Below are 21,217 nucleotides of genomic sequence, written 5' to 3'. Positions count from 1 at the left end.
CTAACAATTTATTTTGTATTTAAACAGGAACGCTCTTTATATCCCGCTCTCGCGGCTTCCTTCTTATTTGGATATATTTCTTCCACCGGGTAAGGGAAATGACAAGACTTATTGAAGAAGATCTTCTCCCCATCCACGGTTGCTGCTTGAATGACATCATTTTTAAATAGGCGGCTGCCGGCCAATGCATATTGATTAAAGGTCCCCTGGCCGCGCTCATAAGGGTAGCCCTGGAAAAAAGCAAAGATGCCTATATCATCTATGGTGTTGTACCAATCCTCTTGAGGGATGAGCGGAAGGGTGAATTTATAGGTAATGCCCAGCTGCTTTGTGTACACGTTATGCTCATTTATATAATAGGCTAGTTCTTCCTGGAAAGTATTCACAATGGTGTCCCGCCGAACCTTATCAAATTGTTCGAGGTCCTGCAGCAAGGGAATAGAAACTTCGCCCATGATCCGGTCCCGCTTGCCTTTCACCCATTCTTTGAGCTCTGCATCATAAACTGCCACGAAATCGTCCAGGGTAAAGGTGATGATATTTCCTTCTGAATCACTATACGAAAATGGAATCTTGGGCAGCCAAACCCTCTTCAGCTCACGATCCCCTTCTTTATTGGTAGATTCCTGAAAGACATTTAGAAGAGCTCCATCGTAATCTAAGATGGCAAATGCAGGCACATATCGGGACAGGACATCCTTTGATGCTTCATCCTTTGTTGAAAAGTTGAGGGCCAGGCTATGGATGAAGGTATCAAACGCCGGTTCCGGGTTTACCCGATTAAATTTGAACGAATCATAACCTGCTTCATAGTTGGGTTTGGAGTTAGTTCTTAGTTGATCGACGGCATCATGCGTGGCCACGGTGATGGCTCCGTCATATTGGTGATTAAGCTTGGCAAACGTATTGGTGTCTTCCGCTCTCCATTGAGCAAATATCAGGAGCGGGGCCACGATAATGACAAAAATGATGGAGAAATCAGTAATCTTCATTCAGGACCATCCCTCCATAAGGAATGGAAATGACGATATCATTTCCTCCCAGACCACCCGTTAAGAAGTCAAAAAGCATGGTTGATTTGGTTTTCGTCATATTCTCAATTTCTACCGTAAAGAAATCGCCAGCTGATAGTTTGTACATCCTGTCCTTCTTGGGTGTGGAAGAATCTTCGTCAAATAAAAACGGGCTGATTTGGTCCCAATAGAACTCGTCATAATCCACCTGGTACTCATTGGTGAAAGTGGAGGGGTCTGTAGGATCTGTATAGACGGGACTGTACACCTTTTTCTCATGGACGATATCGGTCTTGTACAAAATGGTAGAGCCAACAGACAGATCCCGCTGGAAGTCCTCATACATTTGAGGGGTGATATATCCTTTTGTCCGGACATTATCAACAAAATTGGTTACTGCTTGATAAGCCACCTGGTAGGCCAGGTCATCTTGTTTTTGGTAGCTTTGATAGACTGGCACAAAAAAGAGAAGCAATACGGCCAGTATGACAGCAAACACCTTTGATATTGGATTTGGCACGACACTACGCTCCTTTTTGTTATTGGATCGTGAAAATGATTTTCTCCACAGCCCCTGTGTCATTGAGTATTAGTTGTTTTTTATACTGGGCTTCAAGAGAAATGGAATGTTGGTTATTCATAAAATCTGACTTATGCTGAAATAATTGGCCATCTACTTCAATCTGGACATTCTCATCGTTTAGCCTATACAGTTTGGCCACGACTTGGTTTCCGCTCCATGTGGGTTCCACTGGAATTTTGGTATCCTCTATAAAGACAGTCTGAGCTGATGGGATAAGCTCATAGGTATCTGGCCAATCAGTCATAGACCAAAATGTATAGGCTAAGGCCGTGATCATTAGAAGGACAGCAAAGATAAATCCAAAATAGGCTTCAATAATTTTGGTCATAAAGGAATTGCGGGGATACGATTTATCGCATCCCCTTCCTCCTTCCGAATTTCATAAGGCTAGGACTTAGCTTTGTACAAATTCAATTGCTCTGATTACTTGGTTTGAGTCACGAATGATTGTAGCTTTAAACATCCCACTTGGATTGATATACTCTGAGCTTGTAGCATTGCTGACATTTGTAGGATTGCCGGCTTGTGTAATCGAATCTCCATTAGTGGATACTGAGTTATAGTACCAAGAATCATTTCCACGGCCAGTTTTCACACGGATTCCAATGTTACCCGCTGAGCCATCTTGTTGAAATTTGCGAAGAGCATTTACTACTTGAGAACCAGAAATTGTAGTATTATCAAAAATCAAATACTTTTGGTCTTTAAGTTCTGTTGTGGCAGCACTAAAATCAGTTGTAGCTGTTTTTGCAGCATCAGTAGCGGGACTAAAAACGTTAACGGCAATTCCAATTAATGCTAAGACTAAGAATAGGGCTGCTCCAAACATTAGAGCGGTAGAAGTACTTTCTTTCATTTTTTTTCTCTCCTTTAAATTGGTTAAATTATTGTATACGCATTAACAAGTCTTTCGACTCAACGACACTAAGGTAAATAAGAGGTACTACAAGGTATAAAAATGTCAGGGCATATACAGGGGCCATACCAAGCATATTTGCCCAGCTACCCTTGGAATTGAGGGATCTTTGATTAGATTCTTGACGTTGTTCCAGGTAGAACACTCTCTCAAGATCAATATCATCAAAGGAGTCCTTAATGGATATTCGAACCACTGCTAGTTTTAATCTCTCAACAATTTGTTGAAATGGTTCAAAACTAATACGTTCATTTAACACATCAAGGGAATGCTCTGGCCCTGAATCATATGTTTGTAAAGCTTCTTGAATAGGTTCCTTAAAAATAACAGCAAAACGTTCCAGCCAAGCGAGTAAAACATATACACTCATTCGGTCGAACTCTCTTAAAATGCTAATTAAAACCAAGAATTGGTGAACCTCATTTTCCATGTCTTTATAACGTAAGAATCGCTGGAACTGCAAAGACCAAACGGGTATATTCCAGGCTACAAAAGCGAGAGCAAAGGCTATTAAAACTTCCCACCACTTTAGAAAAGAATTTTTAACAATAAGCCACTTATTAATAACCCTCTCAGTCGTCTGCTTTACCTTTTGATCATGGACATCCTTGATTCCAAATTGTTCAGCAACATAACTCTGAAGCATTTCAGGGGTTAGCCCCTCCATTTGCTGTATGTCTTCAATCACTCTCCGATCAAAAGCTGTTCTTTCTTCCAGAGCTCTTTGATCTTCTTCAGTTATATTCCCAGCAAATAATGATTCCGGGACAGCTGAATATAAAATAGATTGCTTCTCTCTTCCGTGGGCGTAAACAAAACCACTTATCAATAAAGCAGCTATGCTAAATCCTAAAATCATTCGCTGCAAGGTCAACCATTCTAATTTGAGAGGTGAATTAGCGTCTTTCAAGAGTTTGGTAATCTTGAAATGTTCTTTGGTATAAGGATCTGGCGAAAATGCTAGGGTTAACTTGTGAAGGAATGGTATTTTCTCTAGCATCCACTTTTCCCACTGAGCTCGTTTGATAGAATTGTGGTATTTTGCTTCATTCACTTCTCTCATTTTTCTTATAACCATATAGGATGTTAATGCTATCCCGTAAACTAGCACTTCTGCTAAAAAGCCTAAACGGGAATCATAGAAAGTCCGCATAATTGGAAATGTCGTATTCGCCCAGTTTTTAATTGGCAGCGCGAAGAAAATCGGAACTAATGCAAGGAGACTTAGCCCTCTCATTTGATAAGATAGTTTGGAGCGGTACAATATTTCCGTATTCAGTTCCTGATTAACACTGGTTAAGCCCCGGAGAAAGGCACTACCTTTTTCTTTACTTACTACATCCCCTTGGTCTTTTACCAATACGGCAAGCCCAGCAATTACTTTAAGGAAACGACTTGGTGCTACTTCCTCATATTTAGCCATCTCAGCTTCTGGATCCACACTCGTTAAGATTGAGTAAATCTTGATGGCTTGTTTTTTCATCTCAGGGCCGACAAATTGAATGGATTCATTTATTGCCTCGTCCACCATATGAGTTTGGTGATAGAAGAATCGGACCCGGTTGTTAAACTCCTTAAGCTGATTCAGCAACTTAGCTTCTACCCGATACACAAAGAAATCAATTAGAATACCAGCTAAGAAGAGTAAGCCAAGTAAAACCCAGAATACAACAAGCCAACTTGGACGAAAGGCAATTAAGGAAATAACGATAAAAGAGAATAAACCTAATATTGAAAAACATATTTTCATAACCTCTCCGCGAAGAGTATATTCATCGTATACAGAAAGGGTTTCGATCCTAAACCGAATCCGGAGTACAATCTTTTTGACTAGCGGGATGCGAAGAGACTGGACATAAGAACGCTGGGATATCTGATTGTACTTATTTTTCCAAGTCGTAGTGGCCCCTCCATAAATTACAGAGTTCCTTGTTTTGCTTTTAGCTTTATATTTGGTTAAAAGTATTACCGCAATTAAAATAGTAAAGCCTGCTAACGCTACATAAATGAGCATATTTATCATGAGGCTCTCCCCCAGGTTCGATTAATAAATTCTTTAAAAATTGCCTTTTCTTCCTGAGAGAGTAGTCGTTCAATTTCTCCCTGTCTTTGCTTGCTCATAGGGTGAACCGCCTTATACTCCCCATCAACAAACTCCACTAAGTTGCGCTCTTCAAATTGTTTACGCTGCGTTTGTTGGGCAAAGTAGTTTGTTGCTACTGATATAAGCGTGTCGATTTTCTCCTCTTTAGAGGCTTTCTGTTGTAGCAGCCGGTCATTGGTTTCATTAGTGACCTCTACGGGAATACACTCAGTGATACGCTCTATATATCTAGAACCGTCATAATCTTGTCTTAAGTGAATATCAAATTCTAATACACTTATAACTTGATACTCTGCAATTGCTTCATTACTGAACATTCCTACCTTAAGCAAGGAATTTCTAAGCGAATAAACCAAATCTTTTAAAGTTTTTGCATGGTGTGTGAAAACGGTAAACAAACTGGCAACTTGAGCTGTTTGAATCATCCATGCGGCTACAGGATCCGTTGCAACTTCCCCTAGAATGTTTACTGCCCCATCTGTTTTCTTTTGTAAATCCAATCCATCCTGACCGCTAATTGTTTCAGTCTCTTGAAAGGAAAGAATATTTCGGTTTGGATATATATTACGTAAGTTTAATTCAAAGCTTGTTTCTTGGATCCTTAGGTTTAGTGCTTTATGAATATGACCAACTAATCCCATTAATAGAGTTGTTTTACCTGACCCCTGTGCTCCAGTTATAGAAGTAACTCGATTCCCTTTCATTAAAAACTTGATTAATTCAATTGGCATTTCCGCATTTGGATGGGTAATTAGTTGTTCAATTTCAAGTTTTTTGGAATCATATTTTTTCCTAATAAAGAATGCCCACGATTCCGAAAATTTAGGACGAACAACAGTTACTCGAGAACCATCATGCATTTCGTTGATAATATATGGGCGCGATTCAGAAAGCTGCCCTGGATAGTTGTACTTATAAATATTTTGTACGACTCTCCTTAGTTCTGCCTCATGCTCAAAAAATAGGAAGGAAAAGTGTATTGATTTTCCCTTGTACATAACCCATATACTGTTCAACCCATTATTTGACTCATTCATTGACTTTAAAAACTGCTCTTCATCATCCAAATTTTCCATACGAGAAGGAACACCTGAAACCCCGCCGCTAACCCCATCTATAACTTGATCCCTTATCTCATCAATAACCCCGAATCCTTTGAACTGGCTATAAATTCGTTGGGTAATAATTCTGAGTTTATCTTCAAAATGGAGCGCGTGGACTTTGTCATTGTAAATTTGCTGGATTTGTTGATTTGTGATTTTATATCCACCATGCATATCTGGACTTGCCAAGTTGTATTCTTCTATTAGTACACTCAATGCATGTTTTCCATTTTCTTTTTTGTAAAGAAACAATAAGATATCAAACATGTCCCTGGAAGAAAGTTGTGACGGTGATCTAAATGGAAGCGTCAAATTGATATTGTTTTCATTAAAGTCGTATGAATTTTTGAGAATATCAAACATGAGCTCTACCACATAGGTCTTTGATGAAATATCACCTGTATTACAGTTCTTAAGCGCCTCTTTCAGCTCTTGCCGCCTTCTCGTTTGCCTAATGAATTCATCTTCTTGTAGGCCAAGATTGTAGAGATTTACTGTTGTTAATTCTGTCAGTTTGCTCTCCACAAAGTCTTTCACATTCTCGAGTTTGTACCTCTCTTTGTCTGCTATATCATTAGCATCTTTAGTGCTTTTGATTTTTCTAATTCTCCAGCCAATGAAGAAGAGCGCTGACCCTATGAGAAGGAAAATAATGATGACATTTAACCCGATATTCATAATTCATCTTCCTCTGTCAATAAGCCAAGCTGTTTTGCTATATTTGTATTTACTTTCTGTAGAGAGGATATTAACGAATATGATTCCTCCCCTTGCTTTACTTGCAAATGTCGATGAAAATATTGAGCTACTTCCTGCTGATTTGAAGCATCTCGGTATCCAGTTACATAGGGAATTCCAAAGATCGGTGCCTTCACCTTAAATTTTCGTTTGATGTTTCGCAGGGAGAAAGCCCCTTTCTCATCATATAAGCCAATTAGCACTATATACGGCTTATTCTGCAGCTCTTCCGGAAAGTCTTGTCCTGAGAAAAAGCGTTCTAGTATGTATCTATTTTGTGGTAAGTTTACAACTACTAGATCGGCATCATTTAGTAATGTCCTGGTAGCAGGGCGCTCAATTCCAGAATGATTATCTATCCATAGAATGTCATAATGGTGTTTTGCAACTTGCATAACAGTACGGAGAAAATGTTCTTTCTCTTCAGAACTCACATTGCTTTGAGGATTACCCACTAAAAGGTCTAAGCGATTCTTAAAGATGGTGTCTGTATAATCAGATACTGCTTCCGGTTTTAACATCTTACTTTTAACCAGCCGTTCTAATGCAGCCATCCCCCCATCGTCAAAGCCATTAGCTCTTTGTTCTTTTAAAAATAACGACTCAAGATTCATATACTCATGTTGCGTTTGTGTAATCAGTGTGCGGTAAGGTTGCTCAAGGGCAAATAAAGATGAAAGAGCAACAATATTAGCGGTAGTTCCGCCCTGGCCAGGCACAGTTGACCAACTCAGCACTATTTTCCCCATATCATTTCTCCTTTCTTAAACAGGAAGCTCCTGTTTGTTTTTGTTTCCAAATCTGAAAAACTTTTGTTTTACAGCGCCCTGCACTTCATCTTTGTGGACGTGAAAGATGCTCGATACCAAATCAGAAAGTGTTTCTTTATAGGGCTTACTTAGCTTTTTGAAAGGAATCATGGTCTCATGCTGCATTTGAAATCTTAATGAGGATTCGAAATCATCAAGTTCAATAAAATGTTCAACTGATACCCAACGAGGTCGATTGTTCATTAAATTATTAAAATAAGTACTATCTAACTCATATTTCCCTTCAAATGTAACCTTTGTAATCCCTGTTTCTTCAGTTTCATCAAACAAGCGATGAAGCAATTCCACATCAAGCGTCTGGTGCATTCTATCCTCGTCTCCGATGTAGAAACGTTGGTCAAAAGTTGGCCATTCCTTTGCAACAGCCTCTAGCGAATCAACATCTACCATTACGACATCATAATTAGTAGTAGATTCTTGATTGATTCTTAGACACTCTTCCACCTGAAGCCAGCTAACCGGTCCGCAAAGTATATCTATTCCTTGAAAGTCAAATAACTGTTCATCCTTTTTTAGACGTGTATATCCATGCCGATACAGCTGCTGCTTAGTGGCATCTACCAATAACACCCGTTTTCCCAAATTCGTCATAAGATGACTTAGATATAGAGAAAAATCAGCTTTGTTTCTTGTTCCAATAAGTAATATGGTTTTCATTTTTATACTCCCCTTTTCTCTTAGTCTTGTTCCTCATTACTAGAACCCACTAAATCTTGCTGTTCTTCGCTTAATTGGTTCATAGAATTAATTCTTTCCTCTCTTTTCTGCTCGACTTCAGTTTTAGTAGACTGCTCACCCTCACGAAGTTTTGCTCGTTCAGCCTCTTCCATAACTGCTAAAGAAGACTCGAGGCGCTGCCGGTTCTGCTTTTCTAAATTCAATTTTGCGATATTTACAATGTTGGGAGATTCTTTGATTAACTCTAAAACGTTCTGTTTAACTGGATAGGTTATTTCAGAACTTTCTTGTACGTAACCATCAACATAGGGAATTGCATAAATTTTTGCCCCTTCTATATAGGCATCGACAACAGCAGAACTCATAGAAAGTAATTCACCTTCATCTAAATTGAGCCACATGGTCATTCCATCCACTTCTTTAACTTTCTTTTTTGATAGCAGGATGTAATCTTCTCCAGTAGGGAATTGGATCCTAACATCTACAAACTGCTCTCCAGTTAATTTCGTTGGAATTTCTATGTAACTATATTCTGCTTCCCTAACATCCCTCTCAATCATTTCCTCTTTATATACCAGGCCATCAACTAGTACCGTGTTAGCTTTTAAATCAATCCGTGCAAAACTTTTTGTTGTTAAACTTACCGGTTGGACAAGATCTTCTGCAGTGCCTAATGGAGGTAACACAACTTGTTGGATCATATCTTCTGTTATCTCTGTTCCAGCTTTAACATTCTCCTTTAGTGCATATCCTGTTTCATTCTGTCCAGCCCACTCTCTATACTCGTCCACTTCTCTTTCATATTTATCAATTAGTGCAAGTTCTTCTTTTTGTTTGTGACTATGATAGAAATATCCAGCTGCGAGAGATAGAACCAACATGGCTGCTGCACCCCATAAACCAGCTGTTATAAGCTTTTTCGTTCGCAATCTTACACTTAACTTCCATTTGACCAATTTGCTTCCTCCTCTTTATATGCCTAGTGTGCTAAGAAAAAAAATCCGCCTCCACACAACAAAATACTCACAATTACCAAACCTGAAATAATAACTAATCTCGGTATTCTTCTTTTCTCTTCTGGAATGGGAATCAAGCCCTTCAGCATGTCATCTAATGCAGCATTTGTTTCTCTTCGACTTTCATATGGAGAAGCATGTGCTGGTATGGCAAAGGTTTTAAGCTTAGTTTCTTTCTGTATATCCTCTAGGCTTTCTGCTTCTGGAAAGGGAATGGCTAATAACCAATCATCCTTCTCCATATAGTTATGCCGGTCCATAAATCTCTCGATGCTCTCTCTTCTCCACTCGCTCCCATGAGCGGTTACAATTTTGATATGACACCGAAAGAACTCCTCAAATAGATCTGTATTGGCTTCGTTTCCAATGTCTAATATTACAAATTCATAAGAATTGATTAGTTGAGCTACATTTAGCTCATCAATATTTTTATAGTGAGTAATCCCTTTTAACTTAAAATCACTCGTTGTGTTTTGATAGCTACCTCCCCCCTCGTATGCATACTCAATTTTAAAGAAGTCCTCAGACCTATTGGCTTCAACAATAGCAACTTTGTAACCCTTCTCCTTTAAATAATTGGCTAAAATCAGACTAAGGTGTGTGCATCCACTACTTCTTTCAACACTGGTAATTCCAATAAACATGGAACCTATTAGACGATCTTTAATTATGATTTTTTCCTTAATGGTGATTGGCTGAATGCTAGCTTCTCCATCTACTTCTGTAGAATTTGGAATAGCCTTTTTAGAATCAGATAATTTCCCAATGAAAGCTTTAGCTTTACCGATTCCCTCTTTTCCTTCCTCCTGTTTCTTTTCATTTGTTTCAATTGTTATTCGGTTAGGCCCTGATTTTAGTCTTCTCCAGGGAATATCCGTATCTATATCCCTTAATCTTGAAACTTCTGAAAAAGACTTTCCTACTTCAAAACACTTCAGAATGTCGAGAACGGTTTGGTTTCTATCTTCTTGTCTTAAAAAGATGTTGTAGATTCCCATATCAACCAATTCAGCTAAAAAAGGATGTCCTAGTTTTTCAGATGCTAATATGACAATTTTTAATTCTGGATATCTTTCTCTAATTGTTAAAAGGAGATCTGATAAGTAATCCAAGCGATAATCATTTAACTTCTTCGCTAAGTCACTTGTTAGTATTAAGCCAAATAGGTTGTCTGTAGTTGTTTCTAGCAACTTGACCAGATCTTCTTCTGACACCAAGACATCTACAACCGTATAACCCTCAATTTTATCTATGTTCATTTTCATGCCGTTAGCAAAACTAGGGTTATGCATCGCTACAATCACTTTCTTGTTTTCCAAGTAGAATTCACACCTCTTTTCAAAAAAAAAAGAACGCACTCTTGACCCTTAAGGTCTAGAGCGCGTTCTTCGCACATCTATTTGTCATATTGAATTTAATTAAATTTATACCATAACTAGGACAATATGGCAATCATATATCTTTAATTTCTTCTATAATTTGTTCGTTTTTAGATAAACAAACATCCTCGACCTGGGTTAGTATTGCTACTTCTCCTGAGAAAAAATCGAACCAAACTCCTTTGTTTGGTTCATTTCTAATCCAACCGTCGAGCACTTCAGCGGGAAAAAAATTCTGATTTGAAGGAACTCTCCAATCATAATCCAAAGAATCGTATTTAAGAAACAATTGATGCCTTATATTTAGTTCTGGTATGGGGAACATGGTTTCTGTGCTAATCATAACCGTCATTGTGATTTTTTCTGATAGTTTACTAAGAATCTCTAAAAGCTCTTTTACTATACTCTTGATTTCCTTAGGAGTATTAATATCTGTCAGGACCTTTGGAATATCTACAACCAATAATAATTGCTGCGGTGTGATAAATGTAGATGTAAGGGCCCAGAAAGACCAAACTCCTTTAAATAAATCTAATAAACCCTCTTCATCGGAAATATGAGAATCATAGACATATCTATAACCGTCTTGATATTCCCACTTAATCCTTTTCAATCCAGAAAACTGATTATTGATCCATTCCTTATGAGAGGTATTTTCGATACTGTCGATTGCCCTTAAATATCCATGTAAAGGGCCTTCAACATGTTTTTGATAGGAAGCTAGAGGAACTAAATCTTCTCTTTTAATCCCCTTTACAAGGGATAATATCTTAAGATATACCTGAACGAGTTGCATTCTCTCACTTTCAAATTCGTGCGCCACATGCTTTTCCGAAGTAGGATGAGATTCAAACTCTAATAAGTCCAGTACAAAACCATCTTCATTTAACTCTTTGCCTCTTACCATTCTTGGCCCAATCCAAAATACTGATTGATTATCTTTTTGGGATATCTCATAAGCAATTTGTTGGATGAACTTCTGCTTTGCAGAAGACTCATTATCTCCAATTACAGCCGCTATACTATTAAATCTATCAGACCAGTCCCATTTAAATTTTTCTTTTCCAATCTCTAATGGATGCATTATTGTATTTATCATTATATATTTTTTCCCCTCTCTAGATAAAAAAAGGACGCAACTATTTAAAGATAGTCGCGTCCTTCGCTTATCAATCAATATTCTTTTTATACTCTTCATCATAATGTTTATTAATATATTCTTCAACAAAAATATCTCTTTTATTTATATCTTCAGATTTACTAAAAAATCCCGTCTTTACCATTCTTTCACTGGCAGGCTTGTTAGCCCACTCCTTTAGTGCTTTAGTTCTTAATAATGATCCCACTTTTCTTGCTTTAAGGTTTTCCAACATTCTTCTTTCTTCAGCTAGTTTCCTCTCATCGTTGATTCTCTCTTCGTAATGTTTTAGGTCCTCTTCTATCCTAAGTTTTATAGTGTCATTTGTTTCAATCAGAGGTTTAAGGTTCTCTTTAAAATAGTGGGTTAGTAAGTCCCCTATTTCTGACTTTATCTCAGTAAGACTTTCTTGATAGCTTTCTCTTATGGTGTCCTGGAACCTTTTCTGTATTGCTTCAAGATCTAGAACTCTAGAATTATCGGTTTTATTTTCTCCCGGAGGAAATGGTCTTAATTCAAATTTGCCCACCAGTTCGTCCGTGATAACTTTAATAGGAATATTTTCTTTTCTCCTTTTATCAATGTATATTAAAATATCACGATCTAATTCATTGTATATTTTCTGTCCAGTATCAACTTCTCTGCCTATGTAATGAACTTTATTCTCTTCTAAATACTTGAACCAATTATCAACAGTAGTCAGTCCTCTATTCGGCACTAATTTATGAAACTCCCCAATTTGCCAGTATATTGGATCACTATTATTGTTAGATGAACTATACTCACTATTAGTCTTAGTATCATCAAAAATTTCTGCCATTTAATAACCTCCTTACTGTAGCTATATGTTAAAAATAGCATAAGCCGCCTATTATTACTAGGGATTACGAGTGATCAACATCCACTAATCTACCAACAATCAATAATCGTTCGATAATACGTATACTCTTTTGTATGGTAGCAAGGTTAAATGACTACCTTCACCATTGATAATACATAGCGAATTGATAAATCACCAACAATCCAGCACCCTCCCGATTTTAGAAATACACATCAAATATACACCCCCATCGACAAACCATTAATGATAAGTAAACCACCATTAATTCATCATACTAAACACATCACTAATGCATAACGCACCAATAAGTTATCATATGTAATCCGTTATTAACGCGTAATACACCATCAAGTTATCATAAGTAATCGATCATTAATCGATAATGCATCGATGAATTAACATAAGTAATCCACCGGTAATGGATAATCAATCAATACTTCATCTACCATAAACCATCAATAATCACTAAACCACAAATTATTTACATATGATAAAGCTTCGATAACGGATAAACGACAAATAAACTAAGATGACATTCCGATTCAAAGGGAAAATTTGTTTTTCGTTTTTATATAACATTTATTTACCAATCATTTAACAAATGAATGTTATATAAAAAATTTTATTAAATGATTAATAATCATTTAATATACAAATATTAATTGTTTACTGTCTTAAACAGGACTACACTTTATCCAATTGTTATGGCAGGCACCAGTGGTGGAAGAGGGGAAGTTCCAGCTGAAAGGGGAGATGACTTACTACCCCAATAGGTCCATTCAGGTCCTGAAACTTAGAGCAAAAGGGCCGAATGTTATTACTACTGCAGTAGGTAGCCGGCCGGCGTGTATTTATCTTCTCTCTGACTCAAGCCAATAAAAGGGGAGGGAGAGTCAGCGCACTATCTCGGCGGATTGCAGCCGAACAAGATATACTTTATCCCTCGGTACTGAAGATCCCAAGCTCAGCGGAAAGGGGAGATGACTTTACTACCTTGTGTTTTCATCATCTCTCTTGCTCAAGCCCATAACAGGGGAGGGACGCTGACGCCCATTTCGGCAGGAGGCAGCCGAATTGGCTATATTTTATCCCTTCCAGTTCTGAAGATCCAAGCCCTGAGAATGACAGTAACCTGGTGGGTGGGGGCCAAGTCTACCTGTACACTTCAGCCCTTCAGTTCGGTGATGCTTCCTGCTCAGCGGAAAGGGGCTGTAGGGTAGTACTGCTGCTCCAGGTAGCTGGCCAGTGTTTTCATCATCTCTCTTGCTCAAGCCCATAACAGGGGAGGGAGCGCTGAAGCCCTATTTCAGCAGAAAGCAGCCGAACTGGCTATACTTTATCCCTTCCGGTTCTGAAGATCACAAGCCCAACGGGAAGGGTAGATAACGACAGTAAACCTGGGGCCAAGTCTGCCTGTACACTTCAGCCCTTCAGTCCCGTGATGCTTCCTGCTCAGCGGAAAGGGGCTGTATGGTAGTACTGCTGCTCCAGGTAGCTGGCCAGTGTTTTCATTATCTCTCTTGCTCATAACAGGGGAGGGAGCGCTGAAGCCCTATTTCAGCTGGAAGCAGCCGAACTGGCTATACTTTATCCCTTCCGGTTCTGAAGATCACAAGCCCAACGGGAAGGGCAGATAACGACAGTAAACCTGGGGCCAAGTCTGCCTGTACACTTCAGCCCTTCAGTCCCGTGATGCTTCCTGTTCAGCGGAAAGGGGCTATATTACTACTACTCTAGGTAGCCGGCTTGACTTATAATAAAATCTTAATTTTTTTAAAATACTCTTTCTAAATTTAGTTCCGATTTTCCGATATTTAGAAAGACAAACGTTAGGGAAGATATAAGGCTAGTAAATGATAATTGCTCGGCCAGGTTTGTAAACGCTGTAACAAACGCTATTTAAGAATCTTTACTTGATTGCGAAGAACAGATTTAGACCAAATTTAATCAATAACGTTGGGATTTTTAAAAGGTAATAAGGGCGCCATTGTAATTGAAGTTTTTGTGGTATTTAGGACTGGACATCTGTCTTAAATAAATTTAAGGGGGGGAGAAAATTTAATTATAAGTAATTTCAAAGAGACTTCGATCTCTAGGCGGATCAAAGAGTGAATGTGAATATTTCGCTAAAATGATTCAAAGACACAACAAACTAATTGAAAAAGGACAAGGCATTATGAGCCTTGTCCTTTTACCAATTTAAACTGGAAACATCAATATAAGACTCATCATCTTCTGTATCTGTATTAGGCCCTTGTATTTTTTTCTCAAGTGGAGAGGAAGAGGGACTTTCGTGTTTAAGTGGGGTGGTTTCCACGTCAACACTTCTTTCAGGCTGAACTTTCTTTCCTTCATCAGTGTCTTCTAACTGGGCATTCTCTTTTTTTGTTGACGGCATACTAGCTGTAGTATCGTTTACTTTAACCTCAGGTAGCTGCTTTCCTTTTACATAAAGGGGAGGGGAGGGAACCATTTGTTCCGACTGAATACCATTTGGCTGATACAGTGAAAACGACTTTCTTAGTTCATCTTCAATATCACGTATGCCATTATTGGCATAATCTTGTTCAATTAAATACCTGAGTGAATTAGAAATTGAGGTTTGGCAATTAAACCAATCAACGATATATTGGCGTTCATTATCTTTTAATTTAAAGGATACATGATCCCCTGCCTTCTTTTGCTTTTTTGGTCTAGGCATTCGCGTGTACCTCCTTTCAGAAAGGAAGGTATAACCCAAGATAGGCTATACCTGATTATTATTAAGCCTTTACTGCAGCTTGCTTTTTCTTCTTTGTCATGTTGTTTAATACTATTTGTAAACCATCGACGTTCATAAGTGGCGCATTCTCTTCAGGAATCCAAATTAGTTTTTTATCTAAAGTATCCACTAATTTTTTTAAAAGCGGGTAAAGTATGTCTTTCATAACAATGCTTCCACCACCATATACAACGATATAATCAATTTCGTTGTCAATAGCACCCAGAACCTTTTTATAATTATTGAATATAAATTGTGCTTGTACTCTTGTTGCTTCTCTCATATACTTCACAGCGTCCTGGTGATTTTCATGATTTTCATCTTTTAACCACTCGCTATATTTATTTCTTGTTATTTTTGTCAGCATTGAGTACTTTGGAGCTTTAAGAAAGTTCTTCATGGCAGCTTCTATCGCATGTCCAACTCCATTAGTGCAGCCTTCTACTGCCCTTTTATCCAAATTAAATCCAACGGTAACAGGAAAGTCTGTAGTTCCGTCGCCAATATCGATATGGGATACCCGTTTATCCAGTAGAACTTTCCCTGTAATACTTAAACCGTATTCCTTTTCAAACTCACTAAACAAATCCTCTCTAATTTTCCCATTCGGATTATAGATGATCGAGAATATGGCAGGAACCCCTTCTGGTGCTACTTTAACTAATTCAAACTTGATTTTCACCAATACATTTGTATGACCCACATGTACTGTAACTGAGTGTAAATGGTCTTTAAATCGATTTGCAAACAGTTCTGCACTACTCTGGTCCCATTGTTGAATAGGGAGTGCTGTGATCATATTCACTTTTACGTCTAATTCTTCTGGCAAGGCTTCTGTCTTGTCAAAGTTTATTTGAACCGCTTTGGCAGCAATGGTACCCAGAGTATTGATTATTGGAAGATCACTCTCATACTTTTTTTCATATTTAACATCCATTGGCGTAGCCTCAAACTTACTATCCATTGCTTTTAATCCAACATAGTATCGACCTGGAAAAGTAATACTTGGTGTTTGTATGCTTACATCTATCCCTTTAAGTAAACCTGGAACAAGGGATGAATCACTTACATCATCTAACCATTCTTGTTCAGTAGGTTGTGCATATACATTGGGTTGTCTAATTAATTCCCCATTAATACCAATTGCATGTTCAGAGTTTCCGTTGTCATTTACCACTTCTAATCTAATAGTCTCTTCTTTCATAGCCACAAATTATTCCTCCCTTTGTTATGTATAAAATTGTTATCTTATCTAGAATTATATCGTTTAACAAATATATGTCAAACGTTAGTTCTTTTTTTAATATTCATTTACGACTATATTATTATTTATTTGTTAAATAAATAATAAACTGTTTTTACAAGGATTATTTACTTCATCTCCCCCAGGATATATCGGTGATATTCTACTGGTTAAGCCTGGGTCATTTTGCCATTATTCCATATAAAAACTAAAAAAACAGAAGGGAAGAACAGAAGATTAGTAATCTGTTATACCAAAAAATAGCTCATTGTAATACAACAGCATAAAAAGGGTGAAATTTTAGGTGCTTAACACAGGTGCCTTTAACAGGTGCCTTGGCACTTGTGATAAGCACCTATATTAAGCACCTATGAAAGGCACCTATATAAATTGAATATTATCAAGGTCTCAAGTCTTCCATTTTCAGTCGTATTAAATCGAAAGTTTAACACCGTGACTTTATTGTCTCTATTTGCACTATTAATTTCTAGAAATATTTTGCCCATTTACCCCTTTGTTCTTTTGTATTTTTTAACCATGTTATATACTAACAATTAAAACTGTTACATAAAAGGAGGGTGGGCATTGCCAATAATTCAAGGTTACTCACTAACACCCAAACAGCTAAAAATTATGCATTGGTTATTTAAAAGTCGTGCTGCAACAGTTGAGCAGATAACGAGAGGGCTTGGATATTCTAACAAGTCATATAAAGCTATCTACAATCTAATGCTGGATTTAAGAAAACAAAAACTAATCGATTCTGATGATCTTAAATATACCCATAAGCATCTTTACTATCTAAAAGAAGACGGCCATTACCTTATGAACTCAGTTAACAATATTGAACCTTATTACAGAGGTACCGGATTCTCAAACGATTTAGGTCACTTTCCATATGAATTGTATAAATATCCTCAAAAGCAAAGAGAACATCATGGCATGCTAATTGACTTGAGTTTAGAAGTTGAGGATTTTAATAGATGGGTAGAAAACAAGAAGACGAACATACATTCTGAGTACGAGAATGCGCAGGAAGACGAACATATATTCTCATCCAGTCCGGTTCTTTTCAGAGATAATCTCTACGCTTCTCAAGAATTCACGCTAGAATTAAACAAAAAAAGAAACAAATACTTTTACAGGCCTGATGGTGAAATTCGTATCAAAGAGAAAACATATGCTTTGGAGATAGACCGCTCAACTGAACGAAATAAAGGACTTAAAGAAAAATTTTTAGGTTATAAGAGGTATTTTGATTTTCTTTCACAAAAGGGATTAGAATTGCCAAAAGCGATAGTATTTGTAACTGAGAATAAGACTAGACAATTTGGAATGAAACACAGATGGGATTCAATAACGAATTCTTTCTTCTCCCAGATAGGGGACTATAAAGAAAGTGTGAATTTGGTTCTCTTAACAATGAATAAGGTAAAATCTTTTTTGTTTAAAGAATGTACCTTGTCAGTAGACAGACTAGAACATGTGCAGAGTGCTCTTCAGAACCTAAAAGAACAAGGAGATGTAAAGTACGGTACCTCTCTAAAATGGATGGGTGATAAAGAAAAGCAGTATCCATTCGTTGTATCAAAAAATGAGGGTAAACCACACCTTAATCCAGTAATCCGTGTTGAGGGCTACGAAACTTTGGGCTGGGTCCAAGCAATATTGTTTAAACAAAGGAATGATGAGTTACACATTGAAAAACATGGTAGGCTTACTAATAACTCTACTCCTTTGTTTTATTACCTTTATGAAAAACCAAGTGTAATTGGAGTTACGTTGATAGATAAGTACCGCGAATACTTTACCGGCACTTCTTCAATAAATATTAAAAATGGGATATACGAGGAGATGCACCTCCCTCCCAATAAAAGTAAGGTTGACACCTATTAAGAGCACTTCTATAATTTACTTAATAAATATGATTAGATCGGAAGGACCGATTTCTGCAGCAGCAGGAATCGGTCCTTTTTATTTTTCTAAGGAGGTAAATTAAAAATTGGACAAGCTTGAAAGATTAACGAATTGGTTTAAAGATGAGGATCAGGTAGAACAATGGTTTAGAATGAAGTTTCATACCTATGCAGTACTGGGGTTAACTTGGATAAATCTTGTGTTAGGGTTGCTAGGCTTTTTCACATGGTTAAGTTTAAGTTTTTCAATTCCATTTATCCCTCACCTAAATAATTTTAATTGGCCAATGTATATTGGATTAACCTTTCTTCCGCTTTTCACCTGGTTTTACTCCACTATTACACAGCCTATAAAGAAAGGGTATACAATCGTTTTAGATTGGAGGCTGACCGAAAAGGGAAGATTATTGGCTAGCTTAGGCAACCTAATCCCGCATTTTTTATTGCTTTGGGGTGCCTCCGCGCGTTACATTGAACAAAATTATGAGCCGATTTTAAGACCTATAAGACTTACCGGGAAATCAAACGATTTTCTCCTCGTATACAATTTAGACCCATTTATTACTCTGTTATATATGGCTCCTCTAATTACAACCTTGATTATTATTGTTACAGGCTTCCGGCATTATAAAATTAATGAGGATATACTCAGGAGACAATTTTTCACTTGGGAATTTCCTTGGCTATCTAGAATTTCACATAGTTTTCTTCACGAAAGTTTTGACGTGATCGTAGGTTGGGATAAGGCGACTAAAAAACCATTAGTATTAAAAGAAGACTCCCGATTTTTACATGAATTAGTAAACGGCGCGACTGGATCCGGAAAGACCTCTACCGCTATTTTGATCCGTATTGCCAGTGATTTAGTAAAGATCGCCAAAGGATTGCCAGGAGGAATTATCGTATTAGAACCGAAAGGGGACCTAGTTGATGATGTAGTGAGTTTAGCTAAAAAAATTGGAGTACCAGAGGAAAAGATTCTTATCGTAGACCCAACTAAAGATAAAGGTACTAAGTTCAATCCCTTTTTTGGACCTCTTGATGCTGCAGCCGAATCATTTAGAGGAACTTTAAATGCTTTGACTGGAGATCAGGATCCCTTTTTCAAAGGGCAACAGGAGGAAACAGCTGCACTATATACTATGTTGGCAAAAATTAAATTTGGAAGCTTAACTAACATTTCTCATATACAGCGGATGTATCAAGACCCTCGTTACTTAGCTGACGTTACAGAGAGTACCCGTAAATCTTTGACCGAGTATATTGAAAATAAATTGGTTGATGAAAAAGTATTGGAACAATGGGATCGGATAGTACGTTACTTTGAGGATGAAGTATTAGATTACAAAACATTCCGTGAGAAGGATGAAATTAAACCAGTAATGTATCCAGAAGGCCACCGATATGCACATCGCCAGGTAGTAGAAAGTAAAAAAGATAAGTTTGTTTCTGGAGCAAAAAAGTACTTAAATGATATTGCTATGAACTCTATGATGAGCAGCATGATGATAGCCAACGAAAATGAGAAGGTCCTCAACCTAGATGAATTCCTAGAAAATGGGGGAGTATTATGTGTAAATACCGCTCTTGGGGAATTAGATGAATTATCACTGTTATTTGGACAGTTTTTTATTAGGCAATTACAGAGTGCTGTTTTTAGAAGACCAAAAGACGGAGAAGAAGTTGGTGAAGAGGGACATAAGAGAAAGTATAAAAGAATACCATTTTTTCTTAACATTGATGAATTCCCACTATATGCAAATGAAGCCTTTGAAAGGTTTCTGACCTTAGGACGCTCTTATAAGGTAGGCACGCTGATTGCCATACAATCTTTGGGACAATTGAATCGGATTGTTAACGGATATCGTGAAACAATATTGACCAATGCTTCTACAAAGACTGTATTCGGAAGGGGATCCGCTGAGGATAACAAGCTCTTCTCAGAAACCTTTCTCGAGGAAATTATTGTTGAAGAATCACTAAATGAATCAACAACCCCAGTGACTATCGAAAAACAACAATGGGGTTACAGGCATAATACTCAAAAACAACTAGCACCACGCTTTACACCAACCAAAATAGCTGAACTTCCGTTTAAGCATATGATAATTCAAATGGTAAAAGAGGATGGGTCATTGGGCGATGCAACCCTGGCAACCGGAAAATTTACGTCTGAAGCTAAGTTTCTGCAAAAGTATTTTAAATCTGCAGAAATTGAATTAAAGACTGAGCAGGACGATGACCAACATGAGCTTATAGAAAAAGGAATTAACAAAATATCAATTAAAAGCAATAATTCAAACCAACCTACCTTGGAAGAGCTTTCTCAGATATCACAAACAGAAGAAATTGCAGTAATTGACTCTATAAAAGCGAACCCAGTTGAGGAGCCAGCCCCTGAAACTGAAGCATTTGGAATTTTTCCCGAAAGCGAAGATGATGATGCGCTTGACTTAGATTATTTGAAGGATAGCATTACTTTCTCCAAAAAAGGAGAGGGAATTGAACAAGGGGAAATACTATTTGAAGAGAAAATACACATAAAGAATCCTAAAACCAATACAAAAAGAGAAACTGTGAATCAAGATGAGAATAATGATTATTTACAGTTAGATATTTATGATGAAATGGCAAGTGCAGAAGATGAATCAATGTCACCAAGCATTCCAGATGAAGAAACATTAAATCAAATTGATCAACTATTAGCGGCTGCAAAAGAAGTTACGGAAGAGGAAAATGATTTGTCCGAAAACAGTCATACTAAGGGAAACTCTCTGACCAATGGTGTAAATATGAATTTGGATGAGATTGAGGACGATTTATAAACAGCAAACTAATGAGGAAAAAGGGATTGATTTATTTTCCACCTTTGTATATATTTATAAACAAGTAAGAAAACCCAATATTTCTTTAAAAAACGGAAGAACCGTTCACCCATTACTCGGGATGAATAGGTTC

16 protein-coding genes are annotated in these 21,217 nt (G+C 37.4%); 2 read left to right on the top strand and 14 right to left on the bottom strand.

Annotation, left to right across the window (positions count from 1 at the left end):
• Window positions 1-8 precede the first annotated feature (8 nt).
• The 14 genes from CYJ37_RS23625 to CYJ37_RS23560 form a co-directional block, all read right to left on the bottom strand.
• A complete protein-coding gene (locus tag CYJ37_RS23625; protein WP_101552323.1) occupies window positions 9-992 on the bottom strand; it encodes a hypothetical protein in 984 nt (327 codons plus the stop codon).
• Window positions 979-1,533, bottom strand: coding sequence for a hypothetical protein (locus CYJ37_RS23620; protein WP_101552321.1), 555 nt, complete (start codon window positions 1,531-1,533; stop codon window positions 979-981). Before CYJ37_RS23620 ends, CYJ37_RS23625 begins: the two co-directional genes overlap by 14 nt.
• Window positions 1,534-1,552: 19 nt before the next feature.
• Window positions 1,553-1,924 carry a hypothetical protein gene (locus CYJ37_RS23615; RefSeq protein ID WP_101552319.1) on the bottom strand — a complete coding sequence of 124 codons (372 nt, stop codon included), beginning with the start codon at window positions 1,922-1,924 and terminating at the stop codon, window positions 1,553-1,555.
• A 66-nt stretch (window positions 1,925-1,990) separates the two neighbouring features.
• Window positions 1,991-2,452, bottom strand: coding sequence for a hypothetical protein (locus CYJ37_RS23610; protein ID WP_101552317.1), 462 nt, complete (start codon window positions 2,450-2,452; stop codon window positions 1,991-1,993).
• A gap of 28 nt (window positions 2,453-2,480) precedes the next feature.
• A complete protein-coding gene (locus tag CYJ37_RS23605; protein WP_101552316.1) occupies window positions 2,481-4,535 on the bottom strand; it encodes a hypothetical protein in 2,055 nt (684 codons plus the stop codon).
• Window positions 4,532-6,397, bottom strand: coding sequence for an ATPase, T2SS/T4P/T4SS family (locus tag CYJ37_RS23600; RefSeq protein ID WP_101552314.1), 1,866 nt, complete (start codon window positions 6,395-6,397; stop codon window positions 4,532-4,534). Before CYJ37_RS23600 ends, CYJ37_RS23605 begins: the two co-directional genes overlap by 4 nt.
• Window positions 6,394-7,206, bottom strand: a complete 813-nt coding sequence (locus CYJ37_RS23595) for a hypothetical protein (RefSeq protein ID WP_101552312.1) — start codon at window positions 7,204-7,206, stop codon at window positions 6,394-6,396. Before CYJ37_RS23595 ends, CYJ37_RS23600 begins: the two co-directional genes overlap by 4 nt.
• A gap of 15 nt (window positions 7,207-7,221) precedes the next feature.
• Complete coding sequence (locus CYJ37_RS23590; protein WP_101552310.1) at window positions 7,222-7,944, bottom strand: hypothetical protein; 723 nt, start codon at window positions 7,942-7,944, stop codon at window positions 7,222-7,224.
• A gap of 20 nt (window positions 7,945-7,964) precedes the next feature.
• Complete coding sequence (locus tag CYJ37_RS23585; protein WP_101552308.1) at window positions 7,965-8,921, bottom strand: hypothetical protein; 957 nt, start codon at window positions 8,919-8,921, stop codon at window positions 7,965-7,967.
• A 23-nt stretch (window positions 8,922-8,944) separates the two neighbouring features.
• Window positions 8,945-10,300 (bottom strand): hypothetical protein, encoded by a 1,356-nt coding sequence (locus tag CYJ37_RS23580; RefSeq protein WP_101552306.1) that lies wholly within the window; start codon window positions 10,298-10,300, stop codon window positions 8,945-8,947.
• Window positions 10,301-10,433: 133 nt separating this feature from the next.
• The gene (locus CYJ37_RS23575) at window positions 10,434-11,459 is read right to left on the bottom strand and encodes a hypothetical protein (RefSeq protein WP_101552304.1); all 1,026 of its coding nucleotides are present in this window, start codon (window positions 11,457-11,459) and stop codon (window positions 10,434-10,436) included.
• Window positions 11,460-11,529: 70 nt separating this feature from the next.
• On the bottom strand, window positions 11,530-12,318 hold the full coding sequence (locus tag CYJ37_RS23570; RefSeq protein ID WP_101552301.1) for a hypothetical protein: 789 nt from the start codon (window positions 12,316-12,318) through the stop codon (window positions 11,530-11,532).
• Window positions 12,319-14,530: 2,212 nt separating this feature from the next.
• Window positions 14,531-15,040 carry a hypothetical protein gene (locus CYJ37_RS23565; protein ID WP_101552299.1) on the bottom strand — a complete coding sequence of 170 codons (510 nt, stop codon included), beginning with the start codon at window positions 15,038-15,040 and terminating at the stop codon, window positions 14,531-14,533.
• 61 nt (window positions 15,041-15,101) lie between these two features.
• Window positions 15,102-16,304, bottom strand: a complete 1,203-nt coding sequence (locus CYJ37_RS23560) for a hypothetical protein (protein ID WP_374703167.1) — start codon at window positions 16,302-16,304, stop codon at window positions 15,102-15,104.
• 624 nt (window positions 16,305-16,928) lie between these two features.
• On the opposite strand from CYJ37_RS23560, the gene CYJ37_RS23555 reads away from it, so the two are divergent.
• Window positions 16,929-18,239, top strand: a complete 1,311-nt coding sequence (locus CYJ37_RS23555) for a replication-relaxation family protein (protein WP_101552295.1) — start codon at window positions 16,929-16,931, stop codon at window positions 18,237-18,239.
• Between the two features lie 106 nt (window positions 18,240-18,345).
• A complete protein-coding gene (locus CYJ37_RS23550; protein WP_101552293.1) occupies window positions 18,346-21,084 on the top strand; it encodes a type IV secretory system conjugative DNA transfer family protein in 2,739 nt (912 codons plus the stop codon).
• Window positions 21,085-21,217: the final 133 nt, after the last annotated feature.

It is taken from the genome of Bacillus sp. UMB0728, from assembly GCF_002858875.1.
GTDB classification, from domain to species: domain Bacteria; phylum Bacillota; class Bacilli; order Bacillales; family Cytobacillaceae; genus Bacillus_AB; species Bacillus_AB infantis.
Note: the sequence above shows the minus strand (reverse complement) of the source record. Positions and strands in the feature narration are given on the sequence as shown.

Excerpts from the sequence above, each read along its gene's own strand:
- CYJ37_RS23625 (WP_101552323.1), bottom strand. The coding sequence starts at position 992 with ATGAAGATTACTGATTTCTCCATCATTTTTGTCATTATCGTGGCCCCG.
- CYJ37_RS23615 (WP_101552319.1), bottom strand. The coding sequence starts at position 1,924 with ATGACCAAAATTATTGAAGCCTATTTTGGATTTATCTTTGCTGTCCTT.
- CYJ37_RS23610 (WP_101552317.1), bottom strand. The coding sequence starts at position 2,452 with ATGAAAGAAAGTACTTCTACCGCTCTAATGTTTGGAGCAGCCCTATTC.
- CYJ37_RS23605 (WP_101552316.1), bottom strand. The coding sequence starts at position 4,535 with ATGATAAATATGCTCATTTATGTAGCGTTAGCAGGCTTTACTATTTTA.
- CYJ37_RS23600 (WP_101552314.1), bottom strand. The coding sequence starts at position 6,397 with ATGAATATCGGGTTAAATGTCATCATTATTTTCCTTCTCATAGGGTCA.
- CYJ37_RS23595 (WP_101552312.1), bottom strand. The coding sequence starts at position 7,206 with ATGGGGAAAATAGTGCTGAGTTGGTCAACTGTGCCTGGCCAGGGCGGA.
- CYJ37_RS23590 (WP_101552310.1), bottom strand. The coding sequence starts at position 7,944 with ATGAAAACCATATTACTTATTGGAACAAGAAACAAAGCTGATTTTTCT.
- CYJ37_RS23575 (WP_101552304.1), bottom strand. The coding sequence starts at position 11,459 with ATGATAAATACAATAATGCATCCATTAGAGATTGGAAAAGAAAAATTT.
- CYJ37_RS23570 (WP_101552301.1), bottom strand. The coding sequence starts at position 12,318 with ATGGCAGAAATTTTTGATGATACTAAGACTAATAGTGAGTATAGTTCA.
- CYJ37_RS23565 (WP_101552299.1), bottom strand. The coding sequence starts at position 15,040 with ATGCCTAGACCAAAAAAGCAAAAGAAGGCAGGGGATCATGTATCCTTT.
- CYJ37_RS23560 (WP_374703167.1), bottom strand. The coding sequence starts at position 16,304 with ATGAAAGAAGAGACTATTAGATTAGAAGTGGTAAATGACAACGGAAAC.